Genomic DNA, 18,426 nt, shown 5'->3' on the forward strand with positions numbered 1-18,426 from the left:
CTGCGACGATTGCCTGCCGCGATTATTTGCGAAACGCGAATGCCGTAGTCGCCTGGCCGCCGGTTGTTACCGCCGCGCAGCGCTCCTAAAGTTGATTCCAACGAACCTTCCAAAACAGGAGACAGCCATGACCGATTCGTCATTCCACACCGCCTTCGGCTCGCTCGAGCAGTATCGCAAGGGCGAGATCGAAATCACGAGCGGCGACGCCCGCCACTATGTTTTCTCGAACGTCTTCGAAGTCGCCGCAAGCTCGGCGCCCTACGAAAAGGTCGTGGTCGGCAAGAACCTCGAATACGTGATCGAGGTGCTGCGCACGGAAGGGCAGTCGCGCTGGTTCGCCTGCGCACACGATGAGTTCGTGATCCTGATGGATGGCGAAGTGCGCATCGACTTCATCAAGCTCGACGCTCCGCTCGAGGGCGGTACGGGTACGGTCGACGCGGGCGAGCAGCCTGCGGGCCGCAAGATGGGCCACGTGGTGCTGCGCCGCGGCCATCAAGCGCTGCTGCCGGCTGGCTGCGCGTATCGCTTCAGCGCGCAGAAGGCTGGCGTGGCGCTCGTGCAGACCATGGCCGGTGAGCTGTCGGTGCAGAAGTGGGCCGATATCTGCCTGCACTGACAACACGCGCTAACCGATCACCCGACTACTGGAGACACCAAATGGCCACCCTCGAAACCCTCGACCATTCCGCAGGCTTTGCCGCCGACACCGTACGCGCGAGCGAGCCCGACGCCGTGACCGGCTATCGCCGCTACACGCTCGGCGCCTTCGAATTCACGCGCGACGAATACTTCGTGAAAGTGCTGTGGCCCGCGAAGGGGCAGACGCGCACGCACGCCATCCCCGCCGACGCCTTCCTGCGCGCCATGATGCGCGACGTGGCCTGGGGCTTTTTCTACGGCTGGGTGAATTTCGACCACGTGTTCGGCACGCGCAATCACTACGGCAAGGTGGACGTGTACGCGGGCTCGTTCAACGGCATCATGAAAGACGCCGGCGTGGACTATATCGAGACCTTCGAAACGCCCACCATCATGGCGACCTTCAAGGCGATCCTGCACGACTGGACCAACGAAGGCTTCGACCCGTTCGCCGCGCCCGAGGAAACCGGCACCGCATTCGGCCGCAAGCATGGCGAGAACGATGCCGCGATCGAGCGCACGCGCATCGCCACGCGCCGCATGCCGGGCCTCGAAGGCGACTCGCCGCTGCGCGACGACCTGCCGGTGAACCGCGCCTTCGCCGACGTGCCACAGGACAGCCCAGAAGTGCACGCCGAGCCCGGTTTCGAAGGCGAGCTGCATGCGTTCAACCTCTTCAAGTACCTCTCGCGCTCGGACGTGACGTGGAATCCCTCGGTCACTTCGGTGTGCGGCCAGAGCCTGTTCTGTCCGACCACGGAGGAGTACATCCTGCCGGTTTTCCACGGCAACGACCGCGTGGAGTGGTTCCTGCAGCTCTCCGACGAGATCGTCTGGGATATCGGCGACAAGAACACCGGCGCGCCGCGCGCACGCATCACCATGCGCGCGGGCGACATTTGCGCCATGCCCGCCGATATCCGCCATCAGGGCTATTCGACCAAGCGTTCGATGCTGCTCGTGTGGGAGAACGCGACCGCCGGCTTGCCCAAGCGCTACGAGAGTGGCGAACTCAAGCCGTATCCGGTCGAGTTCTGAGCGAGTTCCCAGCAGCTACGCAGCACGCCTAAGCATCAACCGAGGATTTACTCATGCAAACGCAATTGTTCATCGACGGCCGCTTCGTTGACGCCGTCGAGGGCGGCACCATCGACGTGCTCAATCCGCACGACGGCTCGCTGATCACGAAGATCGCCGCCGCCACCGCGGCCGACATCGATCTGGCCGTGGCCGCCGCCACGCGCGCCTTCCCGCAGTGGGCGGCGATGCCGGCCGCCGAGCGCGGCCGCCTGCTGCTGCGTCTGGCCGACGCCATCGAAGCGAACGGCGAAGAACTCGCGCAACTGGAATCGCTCGACACGGGGCACCCGATCCGCGATTCACGCGCGCTGGACGTGCCGCGCACGGCGGCGTGCTTCCGCTACTTCGGCGGCATGGCCGACAAGGTTCAAGGCTCGGTCATTCCGGTCGAAACGGGCTTTCTCAACTACGTGCAACGCGCGCCCATAGGCGTGGTGGGCCAGATCGTGCCGTGGAATTTCCCGCTCATGTTCACGAGCTGGAAGATGGGCCCGGCGCTCGCGGCCGGCAACACGGTCGTGCTGAAGCCCTCGGAAATCACGCCGCTTTCCACGCTGCGCATCGTCGAGTTGATGGCGGAAGTGGGCTTTCCCGCGGGTGTCGTCAACATCGTGCCGGGCTATGGGCATACGGCCGGGCAGCGGCTCGCGGAGCACGAGGGCGTGGGCAAGATCGCCTTCACCGGGTCGACGGCCACGGGGCGGCGCATCGTGGAGGCCTCGCAGGGCAACCTGAAGCGCGTGCAGCTCGAACTGGGCGGCAAGGGCGCCAATATCGTGTTCGACGACGCCAATCTCGACGCCGCCATCAACGGCGCGGCCTGGGCGATCTTCCACAACCAGGGGCAGGCGTGCATTGCGGGTTCGCGTCTGGTGCTGCACGAGCGCATCGCCGACGAATTTCTCGAACGCTTCGTGGCGCTCGCCGCCTCGATTCGTGTCGGCAATCCTTTGGACCCCGAAACAGAAATGGGGCCGCTCACTTCGCTGCAGCATCTGGAGCGCGTGAAGGCCTTCGTGGACGTGGCGCGCGAGCAGGGCGGGCGCGTGCTCACGGGCGGCAGCGCGCCGCAGGACCCCGCGCTCGCCAACGGCTACTACGTGCGCCCCACGGTGATCGAGGCGAAGACGCCGGACGATCGCATCGCGCAGGAAGAGGTGTTCGGCCCGTTCGTGACCGTGCTGCGCTTCAAGTCCGACGAAGAGGCGCTCGCCATCGCCAACGGCACCGACTATGGTCTCGGCAGCGGCCTGTGGACGCGCGACCTCTCTCGCGCGCACAGCATCGCGGGCAAGATTCACGCGGGCATGTGCTGGGTGAACTGCTACAAGCGCGTGAATCCGGGCAGCCCGTTCGGCGGCGTCGGTCAATCGGGCTACGGTCGCGAAATGGGCTTCGAGGCGATGCACGACTACACGGAGGCCCGCTCGGTGTGGGTCAACGTGGACGCCCAGGTGCCGCCCCACTTCAAGCGTTGAGGCACGTATGGATCGCTTCGTTTATCAGGGCTTGCCGTCGCGCGTGGTGTTCGGCTGGGGCAACCTCGCGCGGTTGCCCGAAGAGGTGGACCGGCTGGGCGCACGCCGCGCGTTGATCCTCTCGACGCCCGAGCAGCGGCCGCTCGCTGAAGAAGTCGCGCGCCTGCTCGGCGAGCGCGCCGCGGGCATCCATGCCGAAGCGGTCATGCACGTGCCCGTGGAGGTCGCGCGGGCCGCGCGCGAAACGGCGGCGGCGCTGGACGCGCAGTGCTGCGTGGCCGTGGGCGGCGGCTCGACCATCGGCCTCGGCAAGGCCATCGCGCTCGAATCGGCGCTGCCGATCGTCGCCGTGCCCACGACCTACGCGGGCTCGGAGATGACGCCCATCTACGGTCTCACCGAAGGGCGCCTGAAAAAGACCGGGCGCGACCTGCGCGTGCTGCCGCGCACCGTGCTCTACGACCCGTCGCTCACCGTCTCGCTGCCCGCCGGCATTTCGGCGGCCTCGGGCGTGAACGCCATCGCGCACGCGGTGGAGGCGCTCTATGCCGAGGACGCGAACCCGGTGATCAGCCTGATGGCCGAAGAATCGATTCGCGCGCTGGGCGAAGCGCTGCCGGGCGTCGTGCGTCGCCCGGACGACGCGGCGATGCGCAGTCGCGCGCTCTATGGCGCGTGGCTCGCGGGCACTTCCTTGGGCGCCGTGAGCATGGCGCTGCATCACAAGCTCTGCCACACGCTCGGCGGCACCTTCAACCTGCCGCACGCGCAAACGCATGCGGTCATGCTGCCGCATACGGCGCACTACAACCACGCGGCCGCGCCGCACGCGCTCGAGCGCGTGGCGCGTGCGCTCGGCGGCGCGCATGCGGATGAGGCCGGGCCGCGGCTCTACGCGTTGAACCAGTCGCTAGGCATTCCCGTGTCGCTCGCGGAGATCGGCATGCCCGAAGCGGGCCTCGACGAAGCGGCCGATCTCGCGTGCACGAATGCCTATCCCAATCCGCGGCCGTTGGAGCGCGCGGCGATCCGCGAACTGCTGCAACGCGCGTGGGAAGGCCTGGCGCCGCGCTAGCCGGGTTGCCCCACGCCGCGTGCGTGGCGCACAAAACAACGGAAAGGAGACAACCATGTCGATGCATGGCACCGAAGCCGAACGCGCCTTGACGGAACAGGTCGTGGGCCGGTTCGCGAACACACCCGACGCGCGCCTGCGCACGCTGATGCAAAGCCTCGTGCGCCATCTGCACGCCTACGTGCGCGAAGTCGAGCCGACGGAGGCGGAGTGGTTCGCCGCGATCCGCTTCCTGACCGAGACGGGCCAGATGTGCGACGACGTCGTGCGCCAGGAATTCATCCTGCTGTCCGACACGCTGGGCGTGTCGATGCTCGTCGATGCGATCAATCACCGCTATGCTTCCGGCGCGACCGATACGACCGTGTTCGGCCCGTTCTACATCGAAGGCATGCCCGAACGCGCCTATGGCGAGAACATGGCGTTCACGCCGGGTACGCCGGCCCTCGTGCATGGCCGCGTGCTGACGACCGATGGCCAGCCCGTGGCGAACGCGCTGCTCGACGTATGGCAGACGGCCGACAACGGCATGTACTCGGGGCAGGACACCGAACAGCCGCACGGCAACCTGCGCGGACGCTATCGCACCGACACCGAAGGCCGCTACGCGCTCCGCACCATCGTGCCCGTGTGCTATCCCATTCCGACCGACGGCCCGGTGGGCCGCATGCTCAATGCCACGGGGCGGCATCCGTGGCGGCCCGCCCATCTGCACTTCATGATCACGGCGCCGGGCCACAGCGCGCTCGTCACACACCTGTTCAACCAGAACGACCCGTATCTGGATTCGGACGCGGTGTTCGGCGTGAAGCCCTCGCTGCTCGTCGACTATCGCGAGCACGCGGCGGGTGGGGCGGCCGCGCAGCAGTTCGGCTTCGAGGGCGGCTTTCGCGAGGCGCGCTACGACTTCGTGCTGGAGCGCGCATGAGACCGCACACACGCTACTACGCCGTATTCGCCACCGACAAGCCCGGCATGCGCGACGTCCGCGAGCGCGAGCGCGCGGTGCATCGCACCTATCTGCGCTCGGCCTCGCAGCGTGGGGTGTTCGTGCGGCTGGGCGGCTCGACGCTCGCGCCGCATTGCGACGCGCTCAACGGCACGCTGCTCGTGATCGAGGCGGAAGGCTACGACGACGTGATGCGCTTCGTGCGCGACGATCCCTATACGCTGGCGGGCTTGTTCGAACACGTCGAGATCCGTCCGTGGGACTGGAATCTTGGCAATCCTGAGCAAAGGGTGTGAATCATGCCGACTGTGAGCCTGTGTTGCCTCGACGATGTGCCCGACGGCGGCGCGCGCGTGATCGACGCCGCGCTCGCCGGGCGGCCGGTCGTCGTCGTGCGGCGGGCCGGCGAAGTATGGGCGTACGCGAACCGCTGCCCGCACTTCTCGGTGCCGCTCGACTACGAGCCCGGCCATGTGCCGACGTATCGCGCACAGGTGATCATGTGCGCGCATCACAGTGCGTTGTTTCGCTTCGAAGACGGGCAGTGCATCGAAGGCCCGTGCGCCGGCGCCAAGCTCGATGCAATTCCCGTGTGGCTCGACGCGCAGTCCAACGTCGTGGCGCATTGCGGCGGCGCCTGACCGTTTTCCACGCACGGGCCATCGATGCTCGCGCTGAGTCCGGCGCCGGATTGCGCATGACGCAGGAGCAGTGCGAGCAGTTCAGGCCGCAGCCCATCGCCGCGTTGAGCGGCGAGCGCGTGAAGGGCGAGGAGCGGAGCAACCGTTGACATGATTCGACTCCCTATGTGAGACGTTCCGTTCGCCGCGCAATCAGACTCGCTTGATGAGCCCGAGTTGCGTGAGCGCCGTTACGCCGTCGTCGAGCCCGATCTCCTCGACGATCTTGCCGTCTTTCAGGCGCAATACCGTCGTGCCGGTGAAGTGCATCTTGCGGTCGCTCGCCGCCGGCAACGATCCCGCGAGAAAGTCGCCGAACGCCGGGCCCGAATGGGTGCCGCCGCCTTCCCACTGACCCACCACGTATTCGCCTTCGGCGATGAGATCGGCGGCGCCCCAGAAGTTCAGATTGGGGAACGCCGCGCGAAAGCCGCTCATGAACGCCTTGATGTCTTCGCGGCCGCGGCGCGGCTCGTGCAGCGAATACTTGAGCAGCATGTCCGGCGCGGCTAGCTCGTCGACGACGCTGAGGTCGCAGGTTTCGCCCCAGAAACGCGTGAACCAGCGGCCAACGATCGCCTTGTTGTCCTCTTCCATCGACATGTTCGACTCCTTGCTGATCTCGATTCACGGCGAAGCAGGATTGCTCCGCCTGAAATGAACGATATCGACCGGCAATCCGCGCAGATACCCGTTTCTTGCCGTGACATTCGCGTGGCATTCACGCCGTGGCGCGCGCCGAATTAGAGCGCAACATTCGGATCGGAACGCGCAGCGCGCTGGCGTATCGTTGGTCTGTGGGCGAGATCGGCGAGAATGCCGCTTGCGAGAGGAGGAACACACGCGATGAAAACCGGGGCCATGCGGACTGAGAAGCCGGAATCCGCGACGTACGACTGGGTCGAGATCGAGCGATCGCTCGACGCGCGCGGCTACGCCGTGCTGCCCCGCGTGCTCAGGCCCGAGCAATGCGCGCAACTCGCCGCCCTGTACGCGAGGGACGATGGCTTTCGCTCGCGCATCGTCATGGCGCGTCACAATTTCGGGCGCGGGGAATACAAGTACTTCGCGTATCCGCTGCCGTCGCTGCTTCAGCGCTTGCGGCATGCGCTTTATCCGTACCTCGCGCCGATCGCGAACCGCTGGAACGGGCAACTGGGGATCGACACGCAATACCCGGCCGACCTCGATGCCTTTCTCGATCAATGCCACCGCGCAGGGCAAACACGTCCGACACCGCTCATCCTCGAATACGGCCCGGGCGACTATAACTGCCTGCACCAGGACCTCTACGGCGAGCACGTGTTTCCGCTGCAGGTAGCGATGCTGCTGTCACGGCCCGGCGTCGACTTCGAAGGCGGCGAGTTCGTGATGACGCAGAGCGCGTCGAACGGCCAGTGTGCCGAAGTGATTCCGCTGGAGCAGGGCGACGCGGTGCTGTTCACCGTCAACCAGCGCCCGGCTGCGACCCGGCGCGGCGGCACGCGCCGGGTCGCCATGCGCCACGGCGTGAGCGTGGTGCGCAGCGGCAAGCGTCATACCGTCGGCCTGATTTTTCATGATTCACGTTAGTGCGCGTACGACGCGAAGGAACGCATCATGCAACTGTTTCTCAGCCATATCGAGTCGCCGCTCGGCGACCTCATGCTGGTGAGCGATGCGCAGCAGCGGCTGCACGCGCTCGAATTCGCCGATCACCGCTCGCGCCTGCATCGTGGTTTGCGCGATCGTCACGGCAGTGCCGAATGGATCGACGCCGCCGCGCCGGCTTCGATTGCCGACGCCATGACGCGTTATTTCTCGGGCGAATTGACCGCGCTCGATTCTCTGCCGATCGTCATGGCCGGTTCGGACCTGGAAGAAAAGGTCTGGGCCGCGTTGCGCCAGATTTCGGCTGGCAGCACCACCAGCTACGGCAAGCTCGCGAAAGCGTTGGGATTCGAAGACCCGCGCGCGGCGATCGACATCGGCGCGGCGAACGGCGCGAATCCCATCGCGATCGTCGTGCCGTGCCACCGCGTGATCGCCAGCAACGGCGAGTTGAAGGGCTACGCCTGGGGCTTGCATCGCAAGCGCTGGCTGCTCGAACACGAGAAGGCGATTCCCGCTACGCGCGACGTTCCGCAGACGGCAACGCTCCCGGGTTTTTGAAACGAATATGTCCTTGCCTATGACTTCATCTGCCGACCCATTCGACAAGCTCGATTGGAGCGCAATCGCCGCGCAACTGGACAGCGAAGGCTATGCGGTACTGCCTCGGCTAGCCGGCGCGGACCAAGCCCGCAGGCTCGCGCGCGAAGCCGGCACATCGACCGCATTGCGCCGCGTTGCGCTCGACTCGCTCGATCTCGGCTGTGGCGATCTGCTGTATTTCGGCACGCCTCTCCCGCAGCCGTGGGCGCAATGGCGTGTGGACCTCTATCGTCAGTTGGCGCCCATCGCCAATCGATGGAACGAGATGCTTGGCATGCCTTATCGATTCCCGGCGCAGTTGGATGAATTTCTGCAGCGCAACCGGCGGGCGGGGCAAACGCGGGCGCAGTCGCATTTGAACCAGCTCGGCAGCGACGACTATCTGGCGCTGCATCAACGCAGTGACGGCGAGCATGTATTTCCGCTGCAAGTGGTCGCCTTGCTCTCGGCGCCGGGGAAAGACTTCACGGGCGGCGAACTGGTGCTGACCGAGCAGCGTCCGCGCATGCAGTCGCGCCCGACGGTCGTTCCGCTCGGGTTGGGCGACGCGGCGATCATCGCCACGGCCCAGCGGCCGTTCAAGGGCAGCAGCGCTTACTACCGCGTGAACCTCCGGCATGCCATCAGCCGGGTGCGCAGCGGCGAGCGCATCGGCGTCGAGTTGTCGTTCCATGACGCGCCGCAAGCGGCGAACGATCAACGCGCATTCGACCTCGACATCTGAATCCAGCCGCGCCGGCATTCCAGTCCGTCGCGGCAGATGCAACTAACTGTCCAGCCCGCCCACCGCCGCCCCACGCCGCCCCACGCCGCGCCACAGCGCGGCGGTACCAACTCGTCTTCACGCGATGCGCATCGCCCAGGGAGTTCCCTCATAAAGACTTTATCGACTATTTATCGATAAATTGTCGTGATAGATTTCCGGGCTGAATTGGGCGCAACGGGGAAGCGCGCCCGCGCGCGCCGGGTCCACGAGACCGGCGGAAATCGATAAGGCGGAGGAGAGATGCTGGTTTTGATAGGGGTGCCGATCGTGGTGATCGGCTTCGCATTGCGCCTGAACGCGCTGCTCGTCGTGACCGCGGCGGGCATTGCGACGGGGCTTGCGGGCGGGCTGCACACGGTCGAGATCGTCAGCGCCTTCGGCAAGGCGTTCGCCGATAACCGTTACATGGGCCTCATCTGGCTCACGCTGCCCGTGATCGCGCTGCTCGAGCGCAACGGCCTGCGCGAGCAGGCAAAGCACCTCATTTCGCGCGTGCACGCCGCCACCACCGGCCGCGTGCTGATGCTCTACTTCGTGATCCGCCAGATCACGGCCGCGCTCGGCCTCACGTCGCTGGGTGGCCACGCGCAGATGGTCCGTCCGCTGATCGCGCCCATGGCCGAAGCTGCCGCCACGAAGCGCTTCGGCGAGGTGCCCGACGCCGTGCGCCAGCAGATCCGCGCCAACGCTTCGGCCGTCGACAACATCGCCGTGTTCTTCGGCGAAGACATCTTCATCGCGATCCAGTCGATCCTGCTCATCAAGGGCTTCCTCGAACAGAACGGCATCATCGTGCAGCCGCTGCAGGTCTCGGTCTGGGCGATTCCCACCGCGGTCGCGGCGCTCCTCATCCACTGCGTGCGCCTGAAGCTGCTCGATCACGATCTGTCGCGCCGCGTGGGCGCGGCCAACGCACAGCGCGCCGCAAGCCGCCAGGGAGCCGCATCGTGATCAAGCTCGAATCGCTCTATGTCGTCGCGGGCCTGATGTTCGCGTCGTTCGCCCTCTTCAACTTGCTCGACCGCGCGAACCCGCGCCGCGTCATCAACTTCGTGTTCTGGGGCGTCTATGCGCTGACGTTCCTGTTCGGCGGCGTGCTGCCGCATTTCGTGATGGGGTGTCTCGCCATCGCGCTCGCGTTGCTCGCGGGCTCGGGCAAGCTGGGCCGCAGCCCCGCGGCCAACGACGATGCCAAAGCCGAGGCGCGCCGCGAGCAAGGGGCGCGGCGCTTCGGCAGCCGGCTCTTCATTCCCGCGCTGCTCATCCCGGTGGTGACGCTCGTCGGCACGCTCACGCTCAAGTACGCGCCCTTCGTCGAAGCGAAGAACGTCACGCTCATTTCGCTCGTGGTCGCCACGCTCGTTGCGTTCGGCGCGGCGCTCGTCATGTTGCGCGATTCGCCCGTGCAGGCGCTCAAGGGCGCGCGGCACACCATGGACGCCGTGGGCTGGGCCGCCATCCTGCCGCAGATGCTCGCGGCGCTCGGCGCGCTGTTCGCCGCGGCGGGCGTCGGCCACGTGGTGTCCGAGCTCGTCACGAACTGGATTCCCCAGAATTCGGCGTTCGCGGTCGTGGCCGCCTACACTTTCGGCATGGCCCTCTTCACGATGATCATGGGCAACGCGTTCGCCGCCTTCCCGGTGATGACCGCCGGCATCGGCCTGCCGCTGATCGTGCATCAGTTCCACGGCAACCCGGCGATTCTCGGCGCGATCGGCATGCTCTCCGGCTTCTGCGGCACGCTCATGACGCCGATGGCCGCGAACTTCAACATCGTCCCCGCGGCGCTGCTCGAATTGAACGACAAGAACGGCGTGATCAAGGCGCAGTGGCCGACCGCCGTGCTGCTGCTCGTGGTCAACACGCTGCTGATGTACGCCTTCGTTTTCCGGTTCTGATGAGCTCACGATGACCACACACCTCACCGCCGCCCATGCCTCGAAGTTCGCCTCGCTCGCGCTTGCCCACCTCACGCGCGAGTACCCGAACAAGCTGACTCACTCGCTCGACGGCCCGCAGGACGTGCAGGGCCCGCGCGCGCTGCATCCCGTCTTCTACGGCAGCTACGACTGGCATTCGTGCGTGCACGGCTACTGGCTCGTGCTGCATCTGCTGGAGCGCTTTCCCGACTTGCCCGAGGGGCCGCAGATCGTTGCCGTGGTCGACGAGCACTTCACGCCGGAGAAGATGGCCGGTGAGATGGCCTACCTCACGCTCGCGCACAACCGCGGTTTCGAGCGCCCTTATGGCTGGGCATGGCTGCTCGCGCTCGCGGCACAGGTCGACGCGCTGGTCGAGTCGATGAAGCTGCCGCAGGCCGCGCGCTGGAAGGCGGCGCTGGCGCCGCTCACCGACTGGTTCGTCGAGCGTTTCGAGGAATTCCTGCCGAAGGCGACCTATCCGTTGCGAGTGGGCACTCACTTCAATACGGCGTTCGCGCTCACGCTCGCGCACGACTCCGCAAAAGCCACCTCGCGTCCGGCGCTGGCGACGCTGATCGAAGACACCGCCACGCGCTGGCACGCGAACGACGCGGGCTGCCAGGCGTGGGAGCCGGGCGGCGACGAATTCCTTTCGCCCGCGCTGAGCGTAGCCTTGCTGATGAGCCGCGTACTGCGCGCGCAGGATTTCGAGCGGTGGTTCACGCGCTTTTTGCCCAACCTCGCGGCACAAGAGCCGGTCACGCTCTTCACGCCGGCTACCGTGACCGACCGCAGCGACGGCAAGATCGCCCACCTCGACGGGCTGAACCTGAGCCGCGCGTGGTGTCAGCGCTCACTTGCACGCGCGCTGCCCGCGGGCGACGCACGTGTGGCCGTCCTCAACGATGCCGCGCAATTGCATCTGGCCAGCGCGCTCGACCACGTGGCCGGGGACTACATGGGCGAGCACTGGCTCGCCACCTTCGCGACGCTCGCGCTCGAAGCATGACAAAGGCATGAACCATATGGGGCGCGCCGTTCGCGCGTGCCCCGCGCCGCTTTCCAGACTGAAGATTTACGCGCCTGCGGTCGATATAACGGGCTGAAGCCCCGAGCTGCAGCCGGAATCTGCCGAGCATCGTCCGGCTCGGGACGTCGAACCCATTCAGGTCTGGAAGGTATGCAAGTAGAGAAATTCATGACGAGCCGTGTCGTCACCATTGGTTTCGACGACACGCTCGCGACCGTGCGCGAGATTTTCGCCGAAGCGAGCTTTCACCACCTGCTCGTGGTCGAAGACGGCAAGCTGCAAGGCGTCGTCTCCGATCGCGACCTGCTGCGCGCGATCAGCCCGTTCATCGACAGCGTGGTCGAATCCGCGCGCGACCTCGGCACGCTCAACAAGCGCGTGCACCAGATCATGAGCCGCAAGCCGCTCACGCTGCGACCCGAGTCGAGCCTCTCCGACGCTGTCGCCCTTTTTCTGTCCAACAAGATTTCGTGCATCCCCATCGTGGATGCCGAATTTCGCCCCGTGGGCATCGTGAGCTGGCGCGACGTGCTGCGCTATCTCGTGCCGATGGACGAGGGCGGGGCGGGCGTGGAGGACGCCGGCGCATGATGCGGATTGAATCGCGCGCATCCCACATATTGGTCTGTATTACGAAGCGTTGCTAACGGTCGTTCTTCTTTGCTGGAAACCATAAAGTTCGCAAGCTCTCCTGCCGTTGTTATGTACTGGGCGCTTAATCAGCCTGAAGGCATGGGCTGCACTGGGTAGGCGCACCGGAACATTCGATGAAAAACGACTGGGACACGCGCGGCCTCCAGAGCCGCGCGCCCCACGGAGAGAGACCAGGAATGCTTCACAAGCTGTCGATACGCGCGAGCCTGACCCTGATGATTGCCTTCTTCGGCATCGTCCTGATTGTCGGCGCCGCCACAGGACTCCTGTCGATGCGAGCGGGCAACGAGTCGCTGCGCACCATGTACACCGTCAATACGCCTGCCGTCGCCGACCTCGAAGGCAGCGCCGGCCAGCTGCTGCGTCTGCGCCTCGCGCTCGCCACCAACGCATCGCTTTCCGATCTCGGCGACCACGATGCCGCGGACGCGGTGCTCAAGCGCTTCGATCAGTACCTGAAGAACTCGAACGAGCGTCTGGACCACTATCTGTCGATTGCGAGCGGAGAAGGCGAGGCGCAGGATCTCATCGCCGACATGCAGGCCAAGCGCAACAGCTTCCTGCACGACGGCGTCGAGCCGGCGCTGGCGGCGCTCAAGGCCGGCGACAAGACCGCGTTCCAGGAACTGCAGGGCCACAAGCTGCCGTCGCTCTACAGCAACTACGAGAAGGCGATGCTCGTGCTCGAGAAGCGCCAGATCGACCTCGGCGCGCAGCGCTACCAGGAAGCGCAGGACCGCTTCAATGCGGTGAGCGTCGCCGTGGGCGTGGGCATGGTGCTCTCGTTGCTGTTCGCGTGGATCGGCCGCGCGGCGCTCATGCGCGCGATCGTGCATCCCGTGGACGCGGCCATCGCGCAGTTCCAGCGCATCGCCGCCGGCGACCTGAGCGGCACGGTGCAGACGACGAGCAACAACGAAATGGGCCGCCTGCAGGCCGCGCTGCGGCAGATGCAGGATGCACTCATCAAGACGGTCAGCAGCGTGCGTGAAGGCGCGCTGTCGATCGACAAGGGCGTGAGCGAGATCGCCGCGGGCAATACGGATCTTTCGCAGCGCACCGAAGAGCAGGCCGCCTCGCTCGAGGAAACGGCGGCGAGCATCGAAGAACTGACCTCCACCGTCAAGCAGACCGCAGAAAACGCACGCCAGGCCAGCACGCTCGCCGAGGGCGCTTCCGGCCTCGCCGCGCAGGGCGGCGCGCTCTCGCGCGAAGTGGTCGGCACGATGCAGGACATCGTGGGGGACTCGCGGCGCGTGGGCGAGATCGTCGGCGTGATCGAGGCGATTGCGTTCCAGACCAACATCCTCGCGCTCAACGCGGCTGTGGAAGCCGCGCGCGCGGGCGAGGAAGGGCGCGGCTTCGCGGTGGTGGCGAGCGAAGTGCGCTCGCTGGCGCAGCGCAGCGCCGCGGCGGCCAAGGAGATCAAGGAACTGATCGAGTCGTCGACCTCGCGTGTGGAAACGGGCGCGGGCCTCGTCGAGCGCTCGGGCTCGACGATGAGCGAAATCGTCGAAGCGATCGCGCGCGTGAGTGCGATCATGAACGAGATCGCATCGGCGGCTGCGGAGCAGAGCACGGGCATCGATCAGGTCAACGTCGCCGTGGGACAGATGGACCTCGTGACCCAGCAGAACGCGGCACTCGTCGAGCAGGCAACGGCCGCGGCATCGTCGCTCGAAAACGAAGCGCACCGGCTCAACGCAGCGGTTTCGGTGTTCCGCACCGGTCACGCGGGGTAAGGCAAACGCTGCATGGTGTGATGCGCCGGTTATAGTCGTGCCTTCACGACTGCGGACTTCCAGCACCATGCAGCTTCTCGATCACGTTTCGATCGGCGTGCCCGATCTCGACGCAGCGCGTCCCTTCTACGATGCGATCATGAATGCGTTGGGTGCGCTGAAGGTCTACGACCGCCCCAACGCGCTCGGCTACGGTGAGCGTTGCGACGCGGCCGAAACGCAGTCTTCGTATCTTTCCATCTATCTGGATGCCAGCGCCATCGAGCCGAACAAGCGGCACTGGTGCTTCAAGGCCGCGACGCGCTCGCAGGTCGATGCGTTCCATGCAGCCGGTCTCGCGGCGGGCGGCCGGTCGGATGGCGACCCGGGCTTGCGGCCGCACTATCACGCCGACTATTACGCCGCCTTTCTCATCGATCCGGCCGGCAACCGGGTCGAGGCCGTGTGCCATACTGCATCGGCCTGACGCTGCGCATCAGGTCAGGCGTGGGAGAGGGAGAAATGACAGGCACGGGCAAATACTGGTTTCGAGCCAAACGCTATGGCTGGGGGTGGGGACTTCCGCTCACCTGGCAGGGTTGGATGGTACTCGTGGTGTATGTCTTGTCGATTGCTTTGAGCGCTATATTTTTTGAACCGCACGGGCATCCGTATGCGTTTGCGGCGCTCGCGATACTCGCCACTGTCGCACTTTCGGTGGTCTGCTGGCTCAAGGGCGAGCCGCCACGCTGGCGTTGGGGCAAGGACCGCGAGTGAGCGGTCGCGCCGCTCATGCGCGCGCGACGCCCGAGCGTTTCGACGCCATCTTTTTGCCTTCCGCCGGAAAGTGCCCCTCGCCGCGGTGCGGCCCATCTGACGCACGGACGATCAACTCCGGCGTCCACACCTCCTGGAGCGCGCGCGGCGACTTGCCCGCGAGCCGTTCGAGCAGCATCTCCGCCATCCGCTTGCCGGCGCGGTACGTCTCGGCCGTGAAGGTGGTCAGCGCGGGCTGCACATAGCGGCCGATGGGATGATTGTCGCCGCCGATGACGCCCACATCGCGGCCCGGCACCCGGCCGGTCTCCGCGATGCCGCGCAATGCGCCGAGGGCAGTCAGGTCGTGTCCGCACACGATCGCCGTCGGCGGGTCGGGCAGGTCGAGCAGCCGCCGCGCCGCCTCGGCGCCGCCTTCTTCCGAGATCGCCGTCTCGACGCAGAGCGCCTTGTCGAAACGGATTCCCGCGGCACGCAGCGCATCGGTATAGCCAAGGCGTTCGAGATGGCTGAACGTCAGGTACTCGGGAGCGTGCACGAGCCCGATGCGGCGATGTCCCAGTGCAATGAAGCGCGCACACCCCGAGCGCCCGACCACGCGATGATCGATGTCGACATAGGGGAAGTCGCTGGACGTGTCGCTCCGGCCGAAGGCGACGAAGGGAATGTCGCGTTCGAGCAGGTACGCGATGCGCTCGTCCTGCCGCCGCGTGCGCCCGAACAGCAGGCCGCCCACGCGTTGCCGCTCGATGAGGCGCTTGAAGACGTCGAGTTCGCCCTCCACGCTGCGCGGCGAAGCCACGATGACCTGATAGCCGCTGTCGTCCATGGTCTCGTTCACGCCCATCAGCATGTCGAGGAAGAACGGATGAGCGAACGACGTTTGCGGCGGCGACACGACGAAGGCTATGGTGTCCGCCGCTTGTTTGCGCAGGCGCCGGGCGGCGGGATCCGGAGAAAAGCCGTAGCGCTGCGCGGCTTCCAGCACGCGCTGGCGCGTTGCCGGGCTGACGTCGTCCCGGTCGTTCAGCGCCTTCGAAACGGTACTGACCGAAAGCTCGAGCGCTGCCGCTAGTTCCTGAATGTTCATTCCTGCTCCTCTGACCTCTCCAGACGCCGCTCGAGGCATCTTCGAAAGCGTTTTCGGCATTGTACGCCGCGCGGACGAAAGTGAGGCACGTCGGGGAGATTTCTGCGGAAAACGATTTCGGCCCCAGCGCGACGCGGCTCCCGGTGGGCCTTCCGGCTCGATGACGCTTTATTTCGACCGAAATCGATTTCTGGGAATTTTCCCGGTTCCTTGAAATTTCTGGACAGCGCTGCTATCTTAGTTTCGAAATCGTTTTCGAAAGCACGCTGCCCGACCACCGGAACGAGCAGCGCCCCATCCGCAAGGCGGCTTTGAATAGCCGACTGTTCCAACGGTCCAATGGAGTCAAAGATCATGAGCTTTAGCACCGTGAATCCCGCTACGGGAGAATTCGTCAAGGAGTTTCCGCTGCAATCCGACACGCAGGTGTTCGCTGCTCTGGCGACGGCAGACAGGCGCTATCGCGAAGACTGGAAACACCGCAGCGTGGCCGAACGCACCCAAATCCTCGCGCGGGCCGCGCGCATCCTGCGCGACAAGCGCGACGAATACGCGCGCTATCCCACGCTGGAAATGGGCAAGATCGTGAGCCAGAGTTATGGCGAGATCGAACTCGTTGCCGATATTCTGGATTACTACGCAAACAACGGAGAGCAGTTCCTGGCGCCCCAGCCGCTGCCCGGCGAGCCTGGCGCCACCTTGGTTGCCGAGCCCATCGGCGTGATCCTCGCCATCGAGCCCTGGAATTTTCCGTACTATCAGCTCGCGCGCGTCGCCGCGACCCAGCTTGTTGCCGGCAATGTGGTCATGATGAAGCATGCCGAAAACGTGCCGCAATGCGCGCTCGCATTTGCGCGCCTGTTCGAGGAGGCTGGCGCGCCGGAAGGCGTCTATACCAATCTCTTTTGCAGCATCGACCAGGTGGCGAAGCTCGTCGACGACTTCCGCGTGCGCGGCGTCGCCCTCACGGGCAGCGAGCGCGCCGGGACTGCCGTGGCCGAACGCGCGGGCCGCAATCTCAAGAAGGTGATCCTCGAACTGGGCGGCAGCGACCCTGCCATCATTCTCGAAGACGCGCCGCTCGACTTTGCCGTCGAGCAGTGCGTGATGGGCCGCACCTTCAACTCGGGGCAGGGCTGCGTCAACGTCAAGCGCGTGATCGTGGTCGGCAAGGAGCGCGGCGAGCAGATGCTGGCCGCGTTGACAGCGCGTTTTGCCGCGCTGAAGGTGGGCGATCCGCATGACGAAACCACGGCGCTCGGGCCGGTCGTCAGCGAGCGTGCGCTCGAAGGCCTGCTCAAGCAGATCGCCGACGCCAAGGCCGCGGGCGCGCGTATCGTCCATGGCGGCAGGCGCGTCGAGCGTCCCGGCTTCTATCTCGAGCCGACGATCGTCACGGACATTGCCGCGGACAATCCGCTCTATCAGCAGGAGGCCTTCGGCCCGGTGCTGTCCTTCTACGTCGTGAACAGCGAGGAGGAAGCGCGCGAACTGGCGAACGCCACGCGCTTCGGGTTGGGCTCGTTCGTATTCGGCGCCGATATCGAGCACGCGAAGCGGGTTGCGTCGCGTCTCGAAGCCGGCATGGTGTACATCAATTCTTGCTTCGCCGATTCTCCGGGCCTGCCTTTTGGCGGCGTGAAGAATTCGGGTTTCGGCCGTGAGCTGTCCGAGCTGGGCATCGGCGAATTCATCAACCGCAAACTCGTGCGCGTTGCCGGAGTCGCGTGAAGTCAAAGCATGGCGGGCCGCGACGGCGGCCCGGCCAATCGTCAATAGTACGGATAACGAATCATGATGGAACGACAAGGTGGCTGCCTGTGCGGGGCCGTGCGTTACGTGTTGAAGGCCGAACCCGTGGGTTGTGCAATATGCCATTGCAGGCATTGCCAGAAGCAGGGCGGGAGCCTGTTCTCCTTCAACCTCTTCATCAAGGAAGCCGACTACGAGCAGCAGGGCGAAACGAAGGCCTTTCTGGACACGGGCGATAGTGGCCAGCCCTCGTATCGTCACTTCTGCACCAATTGCGGCTCGCCGGTCATGACCCAGGTCTCCGGCATGCCCGGCGTCGTGCTCGTGAAGGCCGGCACGCTCGATAGCCTGGAAGGCTTGCCGTCTCCGCAAAGCGAGATCTATACGGATCGTGCAGTGCAATGGCTCGAACCCTTTGCAGGGGCCGCGCGCTTTCCACGCAGCCCATGACGTCCTGAGCCGTTTTCCGGCGGCTCGCGCTTGCTGCCGGCGGCGCAGCGAGGCCGCATTTTTGCCGCTTTGCACCATGAAATCAGCGCATTATCCGTATGTTACCTGTCATCGTTTTTCCCGATTGAGCGCGTAAAGGCTGGTGATACTGTTGTGGGCACATT

Annotated in this window: 22 protein-coding genes; 19 read left to right on the forward strand and 3 right to left on the reverse strand. The window is 65.5% G+C overall.

What is annotated here, in order from left to right:
* Positions 1-127: 127 nt before the first annotated feature.
* Genes AB4Y35_RS20230 through AB4Y35_RS20260 form a run of 7 tightly spaced genes read left to right on the forward strand, consistent with a single transcriptional unit; the run spans position 128 to position 5,868 of the window.
* On the forward strand, positions 128-622 hold the full coding sequence (locus AB4Y35_RS20230) for a hydroxyquinol 1,2-dioxygenase (RefSeq protein ID WP_368705637.1): 495 nt from the start codon (positions 128-130) through the stop codon (positions 620-622).
* Between the two features lie 41 nt (positions 623-663).
* Entirely contained in the window at positions 664-1,683 is a 1,020-nt protein-coding gene (locus AB4Y35_RS20235) for a hydroxyquinol 1,2-dioxygenase (protein ID WP_368705638.1), read from the forward strand.
* A gap of 53 nt (positions 1,684-1,736) precedes the next feature.
* On the forward strand, positions 1,737-3,203 hold the full coding sequence (locus tag AB4Y35_RS20240; RefSeq protein ID WP_368705639.1) for an aldehyde dehydrogenase family protein: 1,467 nt from the start codon (positions 1,737-1,739) through the stop codon (positions 3,201-3,203).
* A gap of 7 nt (positions 3,204-3,210) precedes the next feature.
* Entirely contained in the window at positions 3,211-4,278 is a 1,068-nt protein-coding gene (locus AB4Y35_RS20245; RefSeq protein ID WP_368705640.1) for a maleylacetate reductase, read from the forward strand.
* A gap of 55 nt (positions 4,279-4,333) precedes the next feature.
* A complete protein-coding gene (locus tag AB4Y35_RS20250; protein WP_368705641.1) occupies positions 4,334-5,206 on the forward strand; it encodes an intradiol ring-cleavage dioxygenase in 873 nt (290 codons plus the stop codon).
* Entirely contained in the window at positions 5,203-5,523 is a 321-nt protein-coding gene (locus AB4Y35_RS20255) for a YciI family protein (protein ID WP_254314915.1), read from the forward strand. Before AB4Y35_RS20250 ends, AB4Y35_RS20255 begins: the two co-directional genes overlap by 4 nt.
* A 3-nt stretch (positions 5,524-5,526) precedes the next feature.
* Positions 5,527-5,868, forward strand: coding sequence for a Rieske 2Fe-2S domain-containing protein (locus AB4Y35_RS20260; RefSeq protein ID WP_028204513.1), 342 nt, complete (start codon positions 5,527-5,529; stop codon positions 5,866-5,868).
* A gap of 192 nt (positions 5,869-6,060) precedes the next feature.
* On the opposite strand, the gene AB4Y35_RS20265 is transcribed toward AB4Y35_RS20260, so the two are convergent.
* Positions 6,061-6,510, reverse strand: a complete 450-nt coding sequence (locus tag AB4Y35_RS20265; protein WP_368705642.1) for an ester cyclase — start codon at positions 6,508-6,510, stop codon at positions 6,061-6,063.
* 243 nt (positions 6,511-6,753) lie between these two features.
* Between AB4Y35_RS20265 and AB4Y35_RS20270 the strand changes: the two genes are divergently transcribed.
* The 10 genes from AB4Y35_RS20270 (at position 6,754) to AB4Y35_RS20315 (ending at position 14,970) form a co-directional block, all read left to right on the forward strand.
* On the forward strand, positions 6,754-7,479 hold the full coding sequence (locus AB4Y35_RS20270; RefSeq protein ID WP_368705643.1) for a 2OG-Fe(II) oxygenase: 726 nt from the start codon (positions 6,754-6,756) through the stop codon (positions 7,477-7,479).
* 27 nt (positions 7,480-7,506) lie between these two features.
* A complete protein-coding gene (locus AB4Y35_RS20275; RefSeq protein ID WP_368705644.1) occupies positions 7,507-8,058 on the forward strand; it encodes a methylated-DNA--[protein]-cysteine S-methyltransferase in 552 nt (183 codons plus the stop codon).
* A 19-nt stretch (positions 8,059-8,077) separates the two neighbouring features.
* A complete protein-coding gene (locus AB4Y35_RS20280) occupies positions 8,078-8,824 on the forward strand; it encodes a 2OG-Fe(II) oxygenase (protein WP_368705645.1) in 747 nt (248 codons plus the stop codon).
* A gap of 282 nt (positions 8,825-9,106) precedes the next feature.
* Positions 9,107-9,817, forward strand: coding sequence for a DUF969 domain-containing protein (locus AB4Y35_RS20285; protein WP_368705646.1), 711 nt, complete (start codon positions 9,107-9,109; stop codon positions 9,815-9,817).
* The gene (locus AB4Y35_RS20290; RefSeq protein ID WP_368705647.1) at positions 9,814-10,764 is read left to right on the forward strand and encodes a DUF979 domain-containing protein; all 951 of its coding nucleotides are present in this window, start codon (positions 9,814-9,816) and stop codon (positions 10,762-10,764) included. The genes AB4Y35_RS20285 and AB4Y35_RS20290 overlap by 4 nt, the downstream gene beginning before the upstream one ends.
* Before the next feature lie 10 nt (positions 10,765-10,774).
* Positions 10,775-11,797 (forward strand): DUF2891 domain-containing protein, encoded by a 1,023-nt coding sequence (locus AB4Y35_RS20295; protein WP_368705648.1) that lies wholly within the window; start codon positions 10,775-10,777, stop codon positions 11,795-11,797.
* A gap of 171 nt (positions 11,798-11,968) precedes the next feature.
* Positions 11,969-12,409, forward strand: coding sequence for a CBS domain-containing protein (locus AB4Y35_RS20300; protein WP_368705649.1), 441 nt, complete (start codon positions 11,969-11,971; stop codon positions 12,407-12,409).
* A gap of 239 nt (positions 12,410-12,648) precedes the next feature.
* Entirely contained in the window at positions 12,649-14,214 is a 1,566-nt protein-coding gene (locus AB4Y35_RS20305; protein WP_368705650.1) for a methyl-accepting chemotaxis protein, read from the forward strand.
* A gap of 67 nt (positions 14,215-14,281) precedes the next feature.
* Positions 14,282-14,680 carry a VOC family protein gene (locus AB4Y35_RS20310; protein ID WP_069267035.1) on the forward strand — a complete coding sequence of 133 codons (399 nt, stop codon included), beginning with the start codon at positions 14,282-14,284 and terminating at the stop codon, positions 14,678-14,680.
* A gap of 35 nt (positions 14,681-14,715) precedes the next feature.
* Positions 14,716-14,970: a hypothetical protein gene (locus AB4Y35_RS20315; protein WP_368705651.1), complete on the forward strand. Its 255-nt coding sequence runs from the start codon at positions 14,716-14,718 to the stop codon at positions 14,968-14,970.
* A 13-nt stretch (positions 14,971-14,983) separates the two neighbouring features.
* On the opposite strand, the gene AB4Y35_RS20320 is transcribed toward AB4Y35_RS20315, so the two are convergent.
* Positions 14,984-16,060, reverse strand: a complete 1,077-nt coding sequence (locus AB4Y35_RS20320) for a LacI family DNA-binding transcriptional regulator (RefSeq protein WP_368705652.1) — start codon at positions 16,058-16,060, stop codon at positions 14,984-14,986.
* A complete protein-coding gene (locus AB4Y35_RS20325; RefSeq protein WP_368705653.1) occupies positions 16,057-16,416 on the reverse strand; it encodes a hypothetical protein in 360 nt (119 codons plus the stop codon). The genes AB4Y35_RS20320 and AB4Y35_RS20325 overlap by 4 nt, the downstream gene beginning before the upstream one ends.
* Between AB4Y35_RS20325 and AB4Y35_RS20330 the strand changes: the two genes are divergently transcribed.
* Positions 16,415-17,791 (forward strand): NAD-dependent succinate-semialdehyde dehydrogenase, encoded by a 1,377-nt coding sequence (locus AB4Y35_RS20330; protein ID WP_368705654.1) that lies wholly within the window; start codon positions 16,415-16,417, stop codon positions 17,789-17,791. The genes AB4Y35_RS20325 and AB4Y35_RS20330 overlap by 2 nt on opposite strands.
* Before the next feature lie 63 nt (positions 17,792-17,854).
* The gene (locus AB4Y35_RS20335; protein WP_368705655.1) at positions 17,855-18,262 is read left to right on the forward strand and encodes a GFA family protein; all 408 of its coding nucleotides are present in this window, start codon (positions 17,855-17,857) and stop codon (positions 18,260-18,262) included.
* Positions 18,263-18,426: the final 164 nt, after the last annotated feature.

Origin of the sequence: Paraburkholderia sp. EG286A, assembly GCF_040965375.1 — a bacterium.
Lineage (GTDB): Bacteria > Pseudomonadota > Gammaproteobacteria > Burkholderiales > Burkholderiaceae > Paraburkholderia.

What these genes read in the sequence shown, in the direction of transcription:
- AB4Y35_RS20230 (WP_368705637.1), top strand. Translation starts at nt 128, where the DNA reads ATGACCGATTCGTCATTCCACACCGCCTTCGGCTCGCTCGAGCAGTAT.
- AB4Y35_RS20235 (WP_368705638.1), top strand. Translation starts at nt 664, where the DNA reads ATGGCCACCCTCGAAACCCTCGACCATTCCGCAGGCTTTGCCGCCGAC.
- AB4Y35_RS20240 (WP_368705639.1), top strand. Translation starts at nt 1,737, where the DNA reads ATGCAAACGCAATTGTTCATCGACGGCCGCTTCGTTGACGCCGTCGAG.
- AB4Y35_RS20245 (WP_368705640.1), top strand. Translation starts at nt 3,211, where the DNA reads ATGGATCGCTTCGTTTATCAGGGCTTGCCGTCGCGCGTGGTGTTCGGC.
- AB4Y35_RS20250 (WP_368705641.1), top strand. Translation starts at nt 4,334, where the DNA reads ATGTCGATGCATGGCACCGAAGCCGAACGCGCCTTGACGGAACAGGTC.
- AB4Y35_RS20255 (WP_254314915.1), top strand. Translation starts at nt 5,203, where the DNA reads ATGAGACCGCACACACGCTACTACGCCGTATTCGCCACCGACAAGCCC.
- AB4Y35_RS20260 (WP_028204513.1), top strand. Translation starts at nt 5,527, where the DNA reads ATGCCGACTGTGAGCCTGTGTTGCCTCGACGATGTGCCCGACGGCGGC.
- AB4Y35_RS20265 (WP_368705642.1), bottom strand. Translation starts at nt 6,510, where the DNA reads ATGTCGATGGAAGAGGACAACAAGGCGATCGTTGGCCGCTGGTTCACG.
- AB4Y35_RS20270 (WP_368705643.1), top strand. Translation starts at nt 6,754, where the DNA reads ATGAAAACCGGGGCCATGCGGACTGAGAAGCCGGAATCCGCGACGTAC.
- AB4Y35_RS20275 (WP_368705644.1), top strand. Translation starts at nt 7,507, where the DNA reads ATGCAACTGTTTCTCAGCCATATCGAGTCGCCGCTCGGCGACCTCATG.
- AB4Y35_RS20280 (WP_368705645.1), top strand. Translation starts at nt 8,078, where the DNA reads ATGACTTCATCTGCCGACCCATTCGACAAGCTCGATTGGAGCGCAATC.
- AB4Y35_RS20285 (WP_368705646.1), top strand. Translation starts at nt 9,107, where the DNA reads ATGCTGGTTTTGATAGGGGTGCCGATCGTGGTGATCGGCTTCGCATTG.
- AB4Y35_RS20295 (WP_368705648.1), top strand. Translation starts at nt 10,775, where the DNA reads ATGACCACACACCTCACCGCCGCCCATGCCTCGAAGTTCGCCTCGCTC.
- AB4Y35_RS20300 (WP_368705649.1), top strand. Translation starts at nt 11,969, where the DNA reads ATGCAAGTAGAGAAATTCATGACGAGCCGTGTCGTCACCATTGGTTTC.
- AB4Y35_RS20305 (WP_368705650.1), top strand. Translation starts at nt 12,649, where the DNA reads ATGCTTCACAAGCTGTCGATACGCGCGAGCCTGACCCTGATGATTGCC.
- AB4Y35_RS20310 (WP_069267035.1), top strand. Translation starts at nt 14,282, where the DNA reads ATGCAGCTTCTCGATCACGTTTCGATCGGCGTGCCCGATCTCGACGCA.
- AB4Y35_RS20315 (WP_368705651.1), top strand. Translation starts at nt 14,716, where the DNA reads ATGACAGGCACGGGCAAATACTGGTTTCGAGCCAAACGCTATGGCTGG.
- AB4Y35_RS20320 (WP_368705652.1), bottom strand. Translation starts at nt 16,060, where the DNA reads ATGAACATTCAGGAACTAGCGGCAGCGCTCGAGCTTTCGGTCAGTACC.
- AB4Y35_RS20330 (WP_368705654.1), top strand. Translation starts at nt 16,415, where the DNA reads ATGAGCTTTAGCACCGTGAATCCCGCTACGGGAGAATTCGTCAAGGAG.
- AB4Y35_RS20325 (WP_368705653.1), bottom strand. Translation starts at nt 16,416, where the DNA reads ATGATCTTTGACTCCATTGGACCGTTGGAACAGTCGGCTATTCAAAGC.
- AB4Y35_RS20335 (WP_368705655.1), top strand. Translation starts at nt 17,855, where the DNA reads ATGATGGAACGACAAGGTGGCTGCCTGTGCGGGGCCGTGCGTTACGTG.